This is a genomic window from Marinobacter sp. UBA2498 (assembly GCF_002341575.1).
GTDB classification, from domain to species: Bacteria; Pseudomonadota; Gammaproteobacteria; order Pseudomonadales; family Oleiphilaceae; genus Marinobacter; species Marinobacter manganoxydans.
In genome coordinates this window covers 1-13,718 of sequence record NZ_DDOI01000027.1, presented here as the reverse complement: position 1 = coordinate 13,718, position 13,718 = coordinate 1, and the positions used below count along the sequence as shown (strand labels likewise).

Below are 13,718 nucleotides of genomic sequence, written 5' to 3'. Positions count from 1 at the left end.
ATGGATTGCAGAACCCGCTGGCCATCGTTTTGCAGCAGTTCGTTGGCGTTATCCGAAACGTTGGAGACTTTGATCGCAGCTTCTTCGGCACGAATGGCGGCGGCATCGAATTGTTCGAGCAGGGCGATCAGCTGGTCGCGACGGTCGAGCAGGGCGTCTGTGGCTTCCCGTGTGTTTTCCAGGATGGCCGATGCATTGTCGATGTTGTCAGCCGATAACAGCGCCGTCGCGCTGGTAAGCAGCTGGTCGGCTTTGGCCAGGAGTTGCTCGCCGTTGGAAAGCAGGCTGGTGAACGCCGAGGGCTCGGCAATGATCACCGGCGGGTTGTCCTCGTCACCTTTCAACGCGGGGTTGTCGGGGCTTCCACCGCTGAACTGGACGCTCATGCTGCCGGTGATATTGGCGAGCACCAGGCCGGCTTTCGTGTTCTCCCGAATGGGAACCGACTGATCCACCCGAACCAGAACCCGCACATGCCCAGGATTGTCCGGGTCCAACCTCAGCTCCACCACATCGCCGATCTGAACGCCGCTGTAGAGCACAGGGTTGCCTTCGGACAGGCCGCCGACGGCGTGGTCGAACACGATCTCGTAGTAGCCCCATTCCCGATCGGCGGAGGATTTCGCCAGCCACAGAGAAAAGATCAAGGCGGCGGCAAAGGCCAGGATGGTAAACAGGCCAATGATCAGGTGGTGGGCCCTCGGCTCCATGGTTACTGCTCCTGATTCCGTTTTTCCAGATGATCCCTGAATGCGTAACTCGCTGCCCGGCCACGGGGCCCGTTAAAGTAGTCCTGGACCCAATCGTCCTTCGTGGCCGCAACCTTCTCCAGCGTATCAGCTACCAGCACCTTGCGCTGTGACAGTACCGCAACCCGGTCACAGGTTGAGTAGAGGGTGTCCAGATCATGGGTGACCAGAAACACAGTCAGCCCCAGGGCATCCCGGAGCGTCACAATCAGCCGGTCGAATGCCGCTGCCCCAATGGGGTCCAGGCCCGCCGTGGGCTCATCCAGAAACAGGATCTCCGGATCGAGTGCCAGGGCCCGGGCCAGGCTCGCCCGCTTCACCATACCGCCGGAGAGTTCGGACGGGTAACGAACCGCTGCGTCAGGTGGTAAACCGGTCAGCGCCAGCTTCATCCGGGCCAGCTGTTCGGCCTCAGACCGCTTCAGGCCGGCGTGTTCAATCAGGGGAACGGCGATATTCTCCTGCAGGTTGAGGGAGGTAAACAGGGCGCCACCCTGGAACAGAACCCCGAAGCGTTGCTCAACCCGGGAGCGTGCACGTGCCGGAAGCTGGATAAGATCCTCGCCAAACACCCGGATATGGCCCGAGGCGGGCGTGTTCAACCCAACGATACTGCGCAAAAGCACGGTTTTGCCGGTTCCTGACCCGCCAACCACGCCCAGTATTTCGCCGCGCAGCAGGTCCAGGTCGAGATTCTCGTGCACAACATGCTCGCCGAAGCGGTTGCACAGATCCCGCACCGCAATCACCGGCTTATTTCTGGCTTCAGTACTCGGGGATGCCGTCATAGCCGCCATGATTACCAGCCCATTTCCATAAAGAATAGTGCAGCAATGGAATCCAACAGAATCACCATAAAGATGGACTGAACTACGCTGGACGTTGTGTGCTCACCCACGGATTGCGCACTGCCAGCCACCTTGAATCCCTCCAGGCAGCCAATCACAGCAATCAGGAATGCAAAGATTGGCGCTTTCACAATGCCGACAACGAAATGCTGGAGGGCAATGTCCCGCTCAACGATGGCCATGAACTGCGTCGGCGAGATATCCAGCACCAGGGCACAGACCATGGCGCCGCCAACCATACCGGAGATCATGCCCACAAAGGTGAGAATGGGGAGGCTCACCATCATCGCCATTACCCTGGGTAGCACCAGCAGTTCGATGGGGTTCAGGCCCAGGGTGCGGATGGCATCCAGCTCCTCGTTAACCTTCATGGCGCCAATGTGGGCGGTAAACGCGCTGGCGGTCCGGCCGGCGAGCAGGATTGCGGCCAACAGCACCCCGAATTCCCGCAGGAAGGAGAAGGCCACCAGGTTAACCGTGTAGATGGTGGCGCCAAAATCATCCAGCACGGTCGCCCCCAGAAACGCTACCACGGCACCCACCAGAAATGTGAGTAGTGCCACAATGGGCAGGGCGTTCAGGCCGGTGTCATGAACGGCTGCGACGAAGGGCGTCATACGCCAGCGCCAGGGCCGGGGGAGGTTCCAGGCCAGGGTGCCCAGCGTCTGGCCAATAAAACCCACAAGAATCCACAGCAGCTGAAAGAGGCTTTCAACCTTCTGACCCGTTCCGGTCACAAAGCTCCAGAGCAGGGAAGGCCTGCGCCCATCTGGCCCGGGCTGGTTCTTCATGGCCTCGCAAACGGCGGCAATCAGCGCGGATTTTTCACGGGGTAAGTCGCCTGCGGCCGAGGCGGCTTCGAGCAGGCGCTCCGGGCCGATCAGAGAGGCCAGTTGCGATGCACCGGCAGTGTCAATCCGATCCAGCCCCGAGAGGTCGATGGATAATCGACTCGTATCCCTGGAAGACATCGACGAAGCCAGGGACGCCAGCGACCGGTAATGGCTCAACAGCCAGTCATCCGTCACCCTCAGGGTGTCGGCTTCCACGGTTATGGATCCGGGTCTGGAAGACGGTCTTTGTGGGTCGGTCTGCTCGGAAGAATCAGGACTGGGCACGTTCTGTCGAATCCCTGAGTGATGTTGCCTGCCAGTGACTAGCTTAGAGAGTGCAAAGGTTCTCTGCCAGTGCGCAAGTCGCATGATTGCATCCGGCACCGGGATTGGCCAAACTTTACCCACAATCTCCAGTAAAACAAAAACTTGATAAAAAACTATTGACGCCCGAACGGTAATCCGTAGAATACGCAGCCGTTGACGAGGCAATGCCCCGGAAACAAAGAGCGGGAATAGCTCAGTTGGTAGAGCACAACCTTGCCAAGGTTGGGGTCGCGAGTTCGAATCTCGTTTCCCGCTCCAATTTCAAGTCTCTCAATGCCCACCTGAGAGCACAAAGATCCGATCTCTTCGATCTTTTCCGGCGCGGTGGCAGAGTGGTTATGCAGCGGACTGCAACTCCGTGTACGCCGGTTCGATTCCGACCCGCGCCTCCAATTTATTTCCGTGTTGTTACAGCAGCTTAAGTAGACTCAGCTTCCTGCCCATAGTGCTCAGCTGCCATTTGAGGCAAGGCGCGCGTCTATGCCAAAAAAAACGGCCGCGTTCAGCAACGCTTCGTCCTCACTGATCAAACAAGCCTGATTAGACTCCGCGCAGGCCAGGTGGAGTGCATCCAATGTCCTCAGACTTGTCTTTCGTGTCCCGATCCAATGCCCGGCTCGACGGTAATGGTCTGATTCAATAGAGCAGAGGGTGAAGCGGCCGTGGCTGACATCATCATGGAAGGCACTTTCGATGCGATTTGCCTGGGGCTCACTAAGCTCCCCCATGCGAACCCAACGGGCCAAGGCACTTGCAACTTCCACTTCTGTTAAATGACTGATCAGAACTGGCTTGGTCTGCAATTCAAGCAAGGCTTGAATGCTATCGCTAGCATGCTCTTGGCGGTAGTAGGGTAGAACGGCACTGGTGTCGAAGTAGTACATCAATAGCGCTCTTCGTCTCTGAGCTCTCGCACCGTCTGTGCAGAACTTTCTCGAGAAGGCGGTAGCGAAGCTCTTAGCCCTGAACGATCCAGAAACTGAATAGTTTCCGGATAGGCTGCCGTCAGCCGCGCTGCTGGTTTACCATGGCGAAGAATAACAATCTCTTCTCCAGCGGCTACCGCGTCTAATAGATTAGAAAGCTTTTCCCGCGTTTCCCGGACATTAATGGTCTGCATGCTTTCTCCTTCTTTTGTGTACACGTTTAGTGTACACCGATAGGTTTCTGGCTTGCAATTCAACGCCGAAGAATCGTTAAAACCTGATACATGTGAGCACTGCGCAAGATCTTGAGCGCGTTGGACTATTTTGTTGATGTTATTCTGCGGAGCGATCGACCCAGTCGCCAATGGCCCTATGAACAACACAGACCGGCAGAAACTCTTGCTCCAGCCGGCCCTGGTCTGCCTGTCTCAGACGTTGGTAAAGCTTAGCCTCGCTTCCGGTCAATCCTGGCGGAGTGATCGAGGGGGCAGGCTGTGGTTCTTCAACACCACTTGCGTCGGCGAACGTGTCGAAGGTAATCCTGTCCATCAGCAGTGGTGTGAGAAGCGGGAGGTGTTTCCGGGCGCTGGCCAGCATGGTCAGTCCCCAGGTATCGATGTCGCCCCAATAGGCGGTCGCCCGATCTTTCAGCCATGTTGCGTTGAGCCAGGACAGGTTCAGGCCCGACCCAAGTACCGAGACCGTACCGGAGACCCTGGGCAACTGGTGAAGGCAGCGTTCGTTTTCAACCAGTATCAACCGTTCGCCAGGTAAAGGCGTGCTTTGGAGTTCGTGGGCCCGGACCCGCATTTGCGTGAAGGGCAACAACGAGCCATCAAGGTCGGCGACCAGTAACCAGTGGTGGCCGTCGTCTTCAGCGCCCAGAAAGGCTTCCAGCCCGGTTTCGCTGGCCTGGCCGTCGAACAGAATGTCCAGCATCAGCGTTACAAGCTGGCGGTTGCGCTCGAAGAACTTGCTGTCGGTGCCGGCAATAGACAGTGCCCTGAGGGGTTTTCCTTCGGCGCAGCCTGGCTGGAGCTGAAGGGCAACCTTGCCGCTGCGAATAACGTCGCTTTCCGGCTTATCCATGACCAGGCTGCGCCGGCGTATGATCAGTGAGTGAAATCGCGGGTCCAGAACAGAGGCGAGACGGCTGAGTGTGTCGTATTCCCGCCTGACTTCACTGCTGCCCGCGGCCTGCACCCACTGGCTGGGAGTGTCCAGTGTCCAGTGGGTGGGAATGTCGATGGCTTCGCTGGTGCTCTTGAAGCGGACCAGCTGCCACTGGACCTGCCCGGTGGTGACCTCCCGCCATTGCCGCAGGTGTTCTCGTACCTGTGTGACCTTCTCCCGTACCGTCGCGCCCGTGGGCTTGCCGATGGGGAGGGTTAATGGCCAGCCCTGAGGCCGGAGCAGGCGCTGTTCGCGCAGGTCCGCGTTCTGCCATTGGCGGGCCAGGCGGCTTGCCAGTTCAGCCGGGGATTTCATGGGCTTTCCGGGTCATTTTCTCCGCGTGGGCCTCCAGTTCTTCCCAGCTCAGTGAGGTAAGGGTGGCCCGCAGGTCCTTGCGGTGAACCAGGATGGCAGAGCGGGTGTGGGCCCGTAGCAGTCGCATCTCTTTGTTGGGCGTGACGAACAGTGGGTGCAGGCCAAACTCGTTGAGAGCCGAGATGATGCGGCCGGCTACGGCGTGGGAGCTCTTGGAGAAGGCCTCGTCCAGCACGATGGTTCCGAACAGTGGCTGGGTGGCGCCGTCCGGACAAAGCGCATAGCTCAGGGAGGCGGTAAGAATGTAGCTGGCGATGATTTCCTTTTCGCCGCCGCTGCCCCCCTGGGAGCCGGTGCGAGTCTCGATCACCGAGCCGGACTCGCGTTCCAGCACCGAAACTTCGAACTGCAGCCGGTAGCGCGGGTCCAGCAGAGCCCGGGCACCCACGGTGCGCTTGTTGTCTGCCGCGTCCCGCAGCAAGGCCACCATGTTTTGCAGAGCCTTGAAATGGCTTTCGCCCTGGTCGCCTTTCAGGGCATCCGCCCGCAGCTGCCGTTGTGCGCGCTCCAACCTGCGGAGGGATTCATGGGTAACCCGGCGGGGCTCCAGGCGCAGGTAGCGGCCAGGGTGGAAGTCGACCCGCCGCAGTGTGGCGTTCAGATCGGCGATACGTTCTTCAATGATGGCCACCTGGTTCTGTATGTGAGCCAGCAGTTGGGTCACGCCCTGATCCGACGACTGGTTCAGATAGCTGAGGAATCGCTCCAGCTTCTGGGGAAGGGCTTCTTCCTCCAGTACCCGCAGGCGTTCCAGGTATTCCGGAATGTCCTGGATATTACTGCCGGTTTCAATCAGCGCCCCGGTATCAATGGTGAGCGCCTTTTCCATCAGTTGGGTCAGGCTGAGTTCAAAACTCTGGATCTGTTTGCCCAGCTTCCCAATGACTTTGTCCAGTTGCTCTCGCTGGTCCCGCTCCAGGGCTTCCAGTCGTTCGTACTGGTCCGCTTTCGGGGTGCGGAAGTGTCTGGTTGCCAGGCTTTGCTGATCGTCTGTGAGGCCATCGCCAAGCCGGTCCAGCAGTTCTGTGCAGCGGTCCGTGGCCTGGTTGCGCTTTTCTTTCAGCAGGGCGAGGGCGGTTTCCTGGTTCGACAGCTGTTGTCGGCCTTCTTCTAGTTGCTGGCGAACCGCTTCAAATTCCCCCCGTGCTTTTTCCACATCCGAGTCCGGAGCGGTCAGTGCTTCCAGCCGGCTTTGCAGGGCATCGAGTTCACGTTGTGCGCTGGGCAGGTTGATGGTGCGGAACTCGGTTTCGCCCAGGAGTTCGTAAAGCCTTATCTGATCCTTTGTGTCCCTGAGATTACGGCGGGCTGATTCGAGTTGCCGCCCCAGAGCGTCCGCTTTCTTACGGGTTTCGCTCAGTTCGTTGTTGAGCGCGGAGAGACGGTCACGGTTGTTGAAGCCGGTCATCCAGCCCTTGTCGAGCCGCTGGTTGTCCCGTTTTTCAAAATAGCCCTTCTTGCCGGACATCAGGCCCTGTTGGGTCATGCCATGGGGTGTCTGGCGCAGGGTTTCGGGAGAGTCCACGCAGTGTCGGTCGATTTCGGCCAACAATTGTTTCAGGGCTTCCCGGTGAGGATGGTCCTTGAAGTTCAGCTTGCGGGTGAAGCCATCCTTCATGAACTGTGCCGTGGCCTGGGGTGCCTGGGCTTCCAGCAGTCGCACATGAAGGCGGTTGTCACGGCTGTTGACCCTGTCCAGGGCCGATTGCATGGCGGCCGGTGGCACGAGCAGGCGCAGGCGGTGCCCGCCGATAGCCCGTTCAATGGCGCCACGCCAGTCACGTTCTTCGGCTTTGACTTCCACCAGTTCTGCCACGAACGGCAGAATGCTTTCGTCCAGGTTCAGGTCCTGGGCCAGTTCGCTGCGGAATTCCTGGTAACGTCCGTCGATGTTGGACCCGGGCCGGGCCTTGATGCGGTCGATTTCTTCGGTGATTTCCGTCAGGGTTTCATTGAGCTTACCGTGACGAAAACGCAGGTCGAGCAGGAATTCGTCCTGAGTGTCCGCAAGTTCGGACAGTTCGGCCAGCTTTGACTCACCGAGCTGGCGGTTCCGGGCCAGTGCTTCGGAGCTCAGTGTGCTGTCCAGGTCAAGCTTGCCGGTCAGGGTCTGGTAGTCCCTGGCGTGTCGGCCCCGTTCTCCTACCCAGCGCTTCTGTTGGGAGATCTGCTCCTTTAGCTGCTCTATGCTGGCACCACCGGCCTGCAGGTATATGTCTTTCAGGGTATCGGCTTTGCTGTTGAGTTGCTTAACATTGCTGCTCAATGACTCGAGGGTTTCTCTGCCCTTATCAAGCTGACGTTCCAGGTCCTGTTTGCGGGTGCTCCACAGCTCGTAGCCGGTTTGTGCGAACCAGATCGGCAGGATGTCTTTCAATAACAGCTGCTGGTCAAGCTCTCTGGTGGCACTCTGGTGCTTTTCGTAGGTTTCCGCTATGGGTAGCAGCGACTGGTGTTGTTTTCGGGCGGTTTCCAGTTCGCTGTGGATCGCGGCCAGGTCGTCAAACTCACTGGCCACCTCTGCCGCCCGGTCGAACGCCGAGTGGTCATCCAGCACCAGTTCCCGGAAGATTTCGTCGATGCTGTTGAGCTGCTTCAGGCCCGCGGCGCGGTTGAGCAGAGTGAAGGCATTTTCCCCCACTTCAAAAAATCGCCGTACTTGGGCCAGGTAGGCTTTCTTACTGTCGTTGGCCTGTAAGCCTGGGTTATCCCCGGCGTGTTGCTTGAGCTCCCGGGCGCCACCCTCGTGGTGAATGGCCAGCCAGTTGTCCAGACTCTGGTCATCCCTTTCTGAAAACAGCCATAGGCGTTTCAGGTCGCTGGCGGCAGAGCTGCTGCCGTCGATCCAGAACAGCGCCCCGATGCGAATAGCGTTGTTACCGTTGGAGAAGCGGGCGCTCACGGCTGTTACGGTTTTACCAGCGCGTGCGATATGGCTGTTGTCGCCGGTATTGTTACCGGCACCGGATACGCCCCGAATATAGGAAATCAGGTCACGGTCGCTTTCATGGCCGCCAGTGGAGGCCAGGTTGTACCGGGGCTGGTGAGTCAACAGGGTCATCAACGCGTCCACCAGCGTGGTCTTGCCGCTGCCGGTGGGGCCGATAATGGCGGTGCCTTTCGGGTCGATCTCCGCGCAGTGCCGTCCACCGAAGGGCCCCCAGTTATACAGGTCCAGGTGGGTCAGGATATAGGCCGTGGGCGGCAGGATGTCAGCGGCAAAGAGGTCGGTCTGGGGCAGGCTCATACATCCTCTCCGTCAGCGTCTTGCGGGGCGGACTGGCCGGCCATTTGTCGGAAATGGTGGAGCAGGTTCTGCAGATTTTCCGGGTTCGCCAGGTGGGTGATGATAGGGCGAACGACCACCTGGTCGTTGGCGTCGATGTCCGAGACAATGCCGTGGCTCTTGAGGTTGTCCAGCAGGCTGCGCAGGCGTTTCTGGTCGCGGGTGTCGCTGCCGGTGTCGCCCAGGTACAGCTGCAGTTGGGGCAGTAGCTCATCCAGTTCCACAGTGGCTTCGCCGGCACCGAGACCGGTTTCCTGTTCGTGGGCGATAAAGTGCTGGCGTAGTATGGCCACCAGCAGGGACTGTTCCATGGTCAGACGCTGGCGGCGCACCAGGGGGTGGGACCACTCGTCGTCGTTTTCTTGGCCTTCGCTGAAGAGCCGGTCTGACACGACAAGGAAAGCCAGTCCACGTACGTCGTCCACTTTCAGGCGCAGGTCGAACGGTTCCAGGATCTGGTTGATCGCAGCGGTCTGGGTGGTGGCAACCTGGTAGAGGTTGGGCTTACGGTCTGCTTCCAGCAACCCGTATTTCAGCAGCTCCTGGGCGGTGGCTTTCACATTGCCGGGCGTGTAGTGGCTGGCCTCCGTCAGAGGCGTTTGCTGATCGACATGGGCCAGTGCCTCTGATGTCTGTTGCGGCTCGTCCCGGCCTTGTTGGTCGTCTGCCTGGCTTGTCAGGCGGTCAAAATAGTCAGACATGCGGGTTTACAGCTCCCAGTCGATGGCTTCTGCGTCTTGTCGGGTTAGCGCCAGTTGCGGCACGTGGAAGCGCAGCCGGTGTCCGTTGCTGTCGGTAATATCCACGGCTTCCCGGTCGTCGGTGATTTCCACCTCCGCCTCACGGGACATGGCCAGCCACAGGGCAATGGTTTCCAGGTCGTGAGTGGGCGGCAGGTGAGCCGCCAGGTCGCCGATGCTCATGGGGCGGTCGGTGACTTTCAGCAGTTCCACGGTTTCCTGGTACAGGGCTTCCCGGTCAAGACCGTCAAATGCCCGCCAGAACTCTTCGTCGACGTCGTCGAGGTTGACGCCCTGATCGGTCAACTCGAGGCCTTGTGCCTGCTCTTCAGTGGCGGACTTGAATCTGAGCCGCTCAACCAGCGGCAGGCTGGAAACCGCCACGGCAATTGGCGGCAGAGGCGTGTCGCCTTTGCGGACCTTGTGGCTGGACCAGTCGATGTTAAGTGCGGTGTTCAGTATACCATTGAGCAGTTCGCCGACTCTGTGGTTCTCGGCGGCCAGCCCGGTTTTCAGGAACCCTTTGACGTCTTTTTCGCTGCGGGCCCGGGCGCGGATGACAGCAGCGGACTCCTGTATCAGCCGGATCACGAGCCAGCGCAACTCATCCTGTTGCTGTCGGGACAGGGCGTGGCGGGTTGCCGGATTCTTCAGGATGGTACGCAACCGGTGTTTCATGTTGTCCAGCTCGATGGAACGGCTAAGTTGCTCACTGAAGTTGTGGAATACCTTGCCCTCGGCGGTTTCCAGCAGGGTGTCGTGGCCGTCCAGCAAGCGGTCAACGATTTCGCCACGGTGATGCTGTTCGCTGACGATGGATTGGCGTAACTGACGGTCTGCGTCCCGATAGGAGTCCTCCACCCGGCGAAAGTCCGCTCGCAGACTGGTGGCAAGATTGTAGACTTCGCGGATGCCTTCTGCGGCTTCGGCCCCCTCCAGCACCTTGAATCGACCGGCTTCCACGTCGGCCAGTTCGTGCTCCAGGTCTCTTATTTTGCGGCGTATATGGTCCGCACGGCTTTGGGCATTCGGGTTCAGACGGGTTTCCAGGTTTTCAATTTCCCGCTGTACCGTGGCGAGGCGAGAGGCGGTGGACGTCATGATCTTTTCATCGAGGCCCTCAACAAAGGCCAGGGCTTTTTGCAGGGCATCGGTGGCCATCAGCCGGCCGTCCCGTTCCACTATCAGCCCTTTGCGAATCCAGGAACGTAGTTCTTTCCTGGCATCGGCTGCCGGGTCGTCGGGGGACAGCTTCAGGTCGTCGCTGTTGGCGTGTTCACGCAGGATATCCGTCAGCATTTGCTGGGCATCCTCGAACAGGATTTCTTCCCGGTTTGTTTCCATCAGTGCCTGCAGGCAACTAAGTACCAGGGGCCCGCGGGTGGCAGACAGAAGCTTCCAGGCCGGATGCTGGTGACGGGCCACCAGGTAGGAGCGGGTTCTCAGGTGGGTTTGTTCGTCCATCGGCAGTGTGCTTTTATCTGGTATCTGGATAACGGGTGGCAGCAAACAGGGCCTGATAATGGCATTTATATGGCGTTCATAATAGTACCGGTGTGATAGCGACCGTAACAACTTAATACCCATCAGACCACCACAGGGGCGGTTTCACCAGAGCGCTTTGTTATCCGGTGCCACCTTTATTCTCCAGGCCGACACCAGGCCGCCCTTGTCATTATCCACCCGGGTCACATACTCTGCTAGAGTCTGTGATTGAGGCAGGTGGTGAGCTGAGGTTGGGCACGGAGGGCATTCCCGTCGACTGGCTGGTGGTCATGCATCGCCTGCCAGAGACTGCGATGCTGGAAAAACAGATCAAGTCCTCAGCCGTGGAATACCAGCGCGTCACGGCGGCGGCCGACTTGCTTGCCCGTTTTTATCTGGATGCCGCAAGCGTCCGGCTCTCGGGGAACCAGTACCTGGAGCGCTTGCGGGAGGGCATCGACGATCACTACCAACAGTTGATTGATTACTCCCTTCCGGAGGACAGGGTCAAACGGGTCCGTGACCAGCAAATGACACTGATTGAAAAACACTCGGCGGTCTTTGCGGATCGCGCAAAGGCCGGCATCCTCGTTGAGGCCCATGGTGATTTGCGGCCGGAGCATGTCTGCCTGACCGAGCCACAGAACGGGCCAAGCTGGCGATCTGGCACCTGGACGACGATTTCCGCGAGAGGCGCGGGCCATGGCGGCAAAAAGCGCTGGATTACCTGAACATAGCCTCCGATTTCGGCAAAGGTGCTGGCGGCTGAAGCGATGGCGCCCAAGAAACCCGGATTCAGGACTCCAGATCTGTCACATCCCTGCCTTCATGCAATGCAGTGATGGTATCGGCTATGCCGGCAGTAATATCCACCAGCTCAACCTTGGTCTTCAGTGATTTGGACGGCAGTGACGGAGTGACCGTATTGCCGAGAATCACCCGGGACAATGCCGACGAAGACAGTTTTTCCCCGGTATCGTCAGTGAACACAGCGTGCGTGGCGATGGCGATCACGTCCTCCGCGCCCTGGTCTTTGAACGCTTCCGCAGCCCGCTGCATGGTGCCTCCTCCTGCGATCAGGTCGTCCAGGATCAGCACGGTGCGGTTGCGGATATCGCCAACCACGGCAGAACCGCTCATTTCGCCCTGGCTGCGATGCTTCTCCATAAATGCGCTGCCGACGGGGCGCTCCAGCCGATTCGCCAATGACTCGCGGAACAGTTCCGCACGCTTTACGCCCCCTATATCCGGGGACGCTACGGTGATTTCCCTGTCCCCGAGTTCCGGCAGGAGGTAGTCGATGAACGCTTCCCTGGCGCTCAAATGAACTGTAGGGCAGCGAAAGGCATTCTCGAAAGCGGCGCGGTTGTGAACGTCCACGGTCACTATGGTGTCGATCGTCATAGCCTCGAAGAGCTGGGCGACATAGCGGGTGGTGACAGGATCGTTGGGCTTGGTTCTCCTGTCCTTGCGGGAGTAAGAAAGGTAGGGCGCCACGACATTTAGTCGGCCGGCGCCAGCGTCTCGGAGACTGGCCAGTAAAAACAGCAGACGCACGAGCTTGTCGTTGGTGCTGAGGCCATCGCTGCTGTTGAGGGACTGGACCACGAATACATCCCGGTTGCGAACCGTCTCCAGCGTGCGGATCTTGTGCTCGCCGTCTTCGAAATCCCGTTCCTCATGTTTGCCCAGGGGCACGCCCAGGTGGACGGCCACTTGCGAGGCAAAGTCGCTGCCGCAATCAAGACTGAAGAGTGCTATTCGGTCGTCCGGTTTCATGGGGCCAGTCCGTTCGCTTTGGCTGAGTGTATCAATTGCTCTTTTAACTCTAGTCAAAATGCGGATAAAGATATACGAGGCCGAGTTTTCGAACTCTTCGTCCCGCTTTCCATCGTCTGGCGTAATCCCGGCCTGATGTGCTTCAATGATCGGTAACTAATCAAGTCAGTCGGCAAGGCTGTCTTTGATACCTCGGCGCCTGGTCAACAACAATGAGCACAGACGATAAGATGGTCAAACGCCGGCGCTCTGCTCTACGTGGCCGTCAACTGGAACCGGCGGTACTGTCGGAGCTGCGGGATCTGATCGGTGACGAACGTGTTGATTCGTCATTGCGGGACCGCGATCGCCTTATCGAGCACCTGCATGTACTGCAGGACGCAGACGGTTACCTCTCCATGCCCCGCCTTCGGGCCCTTGCCGCTTTCATGAACCTGCCCATGGCCGCCGTCTATGAAACGGCGACTTTCTACGCCCATTTCGACGTCATTCATGATGAACAAGCCCCACCGCCTGAGATAACTCTGCGGGTGTGTGACTCGCTTTCGTGCCAACTGGCGGGCGCAGGCGCACTGCACGAGGCGCTGGCTGATGGGGCTGACCCGAGCCAGGTGCGCGTGGTCCTCGCGCCCTGCATGGGGCGCTGCGAGACAGCACCCGTGGTGGCCGTGGGACAACATCATGTAGGCAACGCCACTGTTGAGACGGTCGGCGCGGCAGTCGAACAAAAGCAGATTCAACCCGACGACATCCATTGGCAGAAGCTGGCGGATTACCGCTCGGTAGGTGGTTACCAGTTGCTGAAGGATTGCCGAGACGGTCAGGTTACTGTCGAGTCCCTCGCGGAAGAACTTCAACAGGCAGGCCTGCGCGGCCTGGGCGGCGCCGGATTTCCAACATTCCGTAAATGGCAGGCCGTGCGGGCCGAACCGGGGCCCCGTTATGCGGTGATTAACGCGGATGAAGGAGAGCCGGGTACCTTCAAAGATCGTTATTACCTGGAACGAGAACCCCACGTCTTCCTGGAAGGTGCACTGGTTAGCGCCTGGGCGGTTGAGGCGAAGGCCCTCTACATCTACCTGCGCGATGAGTATCCAGGCCTCCTCGGTGTGCTGAAAGACGCCGTTGCCGAACTGGAAGCTGCCGGCATCGTAGAACCCGGCTTTGTAATCCTACGCCGGGGCGCGGGCGCGTACA

At 59.1% G+C, this 13,718-nt stretch carries 12 protein-coding genes and 2 tRNA genes; 4 read left to right on the top strand and 10 right to left on the bottom strand.

The genetic code is table 11. The annotated features are described in order from the left end of the window. The 3 genes from B2W52_RS02530 to B2W52_RS02520 form a co-directional block, all read right to left on the bottom strand. A partial coding sequence (locus tag B2W52_RS02530) for an MlaD family protein (RefSeq protein ID WP_286801125.1) occupies nucleotides 1-710 on the bottom strand: 710 nt, incomplete at its 3' end. A gap of 2 nt (nucleotides 711-712) precedes the next feature. Further along, a complete protein-coding gene (locus B2W52_RS02525) occupies nucleotides 713-1,537 on the bottom strand; it encodes an ABC transporter ATP-binding protein (protein ID WP_286801124.1) in 825 nt (274 codons plus the stop codon). An 11-nt stretch (nucleotides 1,538-1,548) separates the two neighbouring features. After that, nucleotides 1,549-2,646, bottom strand: a complete 1,098-nt coding sequence (locus tag B2W52_RS02520) for an MlaE family ABC transporter permease (RefSeq protein ID WP_273017217.1) — start codon at nucleotides 2,644-2,646, stop codon at nucleotides 1,549-1,551. Between the two features lie 293 nt (nucleotides 2,647-2,939). Here B2W52_RS02520 and B2W52_RS02515 point away from each other — a divergent pair. Further along, nucleotides 2,940-3,015 (top strand) — tRNA-Gly (locus B2W52_RS02515). Nucleotides 3,016-3,075: 60 nt separating this feature from the next. Beyond that, nucleotides 3,076-3,149, top strand: a tRNA-Cys gene (locus B2W52_RS02510). 57 nt (nucleotides 3,150-3,206) lie between these two features. Here the strand turns inward: B2W52_RS02510 and B2W52_RS02505 are convergent. From B2W52_RS02505 to B2W52_RS02480, 6 genes are all read right to left on the bottom strand, one after another. After that, on the bottom strand, nucleotides 3,207-3,641 hold the full coding sequence (locus B2W52_RS02505; RefSeq protein WP_053115271.1) for a type II toxin-antitoxin system VapC family toxin: 435 nt from the start codon (nucleotides 3,639-3,641) through the stop codon (nucleotides 3,207-3,209). After that, nucleotides 3,641-3,877 (bottom strand): type II toxin-antitoxin system Phd/YefM family antitoxin, encoded by a 237-nt coding sequence (locus B2W52_RS02500; RefSeq protein ID WP_053115272.1) that lies wholly within the window; start codon nucleotides 3,875-3,877, stop codon nucleotides 3,641-3,643. Before B2W52_RS02500 ends, B2W52_RS02505 begins: the two co-directional genes overlap by 1 nt. Before the next feature lie 139 nt (nucleotides 3,878-4,016). After that, nucleotides 4,017-5,171 carry a Wadjet anti-phage system protein JetD domain-containing protein gene (locus tag B2W52_RS02495; RefSeq protein WP_008174485.1) on the bottom strand — a complete coding sequence of 385 codons (1,155 nt, stop codon included), beginning with the start codon at nucleotides 5,169-5,171 and terminating at the stop codon, nucleotides 4,017-4,019. After that, on the bottom strand, nucleotides 5,155-8,478 hold the full coding sequence (locus B2W52_RS02490; RefSeq protein ID WP_273017215.1) for an ATP-binding protein: 3,324 nt from the start codon (nucleotides 8,476-8,478) through the stop codon (nucleotides 5,155-5,157). The genes B2W52_RS02495 and B2W52_RS02490 overlap by 17 nt, the downstream gene beginning before the upstream one ends. Further along, nucleotides 8,475-9,218, bottom strand: coding sequence for a DUF4194 domain-containing protein (locus B2W52_RS02485; RefSeq protein ID WP_008174489.1), 744 nt, complete (start codon nucleotides 9,216-9,218; stop codon nucleotides 8,475-8,477). Before B2W52_RS02485 ends, B2W52_RS02490 begins: the two co-directional genes overlap by 4 nt. A gap of 6 nt (nucleotides 9,219-9,224) precedes the next feature. Beyond that, complete coding sequence (locus B2W52_RS02480; protein WP_008174491.1) at nucleotides 9,225-10,721, bottom strand: DUF3375 domain-containing protein; 1,497 nt, start codon at nucleotides 10,719-10,721, stop codon at nucleotides 9,225-9,227. 245 nt (nucleotides 10,722-10,966) lie between these two features. On the opposite strand from B2W52_RS02480, the gene B2W52_RS02475 reads away from it, so the two are divergent. Beyond that, nucleotides 10,967-11,473, top strand: coding sequence for a hypothetical protein (locus tag B2W52_RS02475; protein ID WP_008174494.1), 507 nt, complete (start codon nucleotides 10,967-10,969; stop codon nucleotides 11,471-11,473). A 64-nt stretch (nucleotides 11,474-11,537) separates the two neighbouring features. On the opposite strand, the gene B2W52_RS02470 is transcribed toward B2W52_RS02475, so the two are convergent. Next, a complete protein-coding gene (locus tag B2W52_RS02470) occupies nucleotides 11,538-12,521 on the bottom strand; it encodes a ribose-phosphate diphosphokinase (protein ID WP_273017214.1) in 984 nt (327 codons plus the stop codon). A 212-nt stretch (nucleotides 12,522-12,733) separates the two neighbouring features. On the opposite strand from B2W52_RS02470, the gene B2W52_RS02465 reads away from it, so the two are divergent. Then, nucleotides 12,734-13,718, top strand: a 985-nt coding sequence (locus tag B2W52_RS02465) for an NAD(P)H-dependent oxidoreductase subunit E (RefSeq protein WP_286801122.1), incomplete at its 3' end; no start/stop codon positions are given.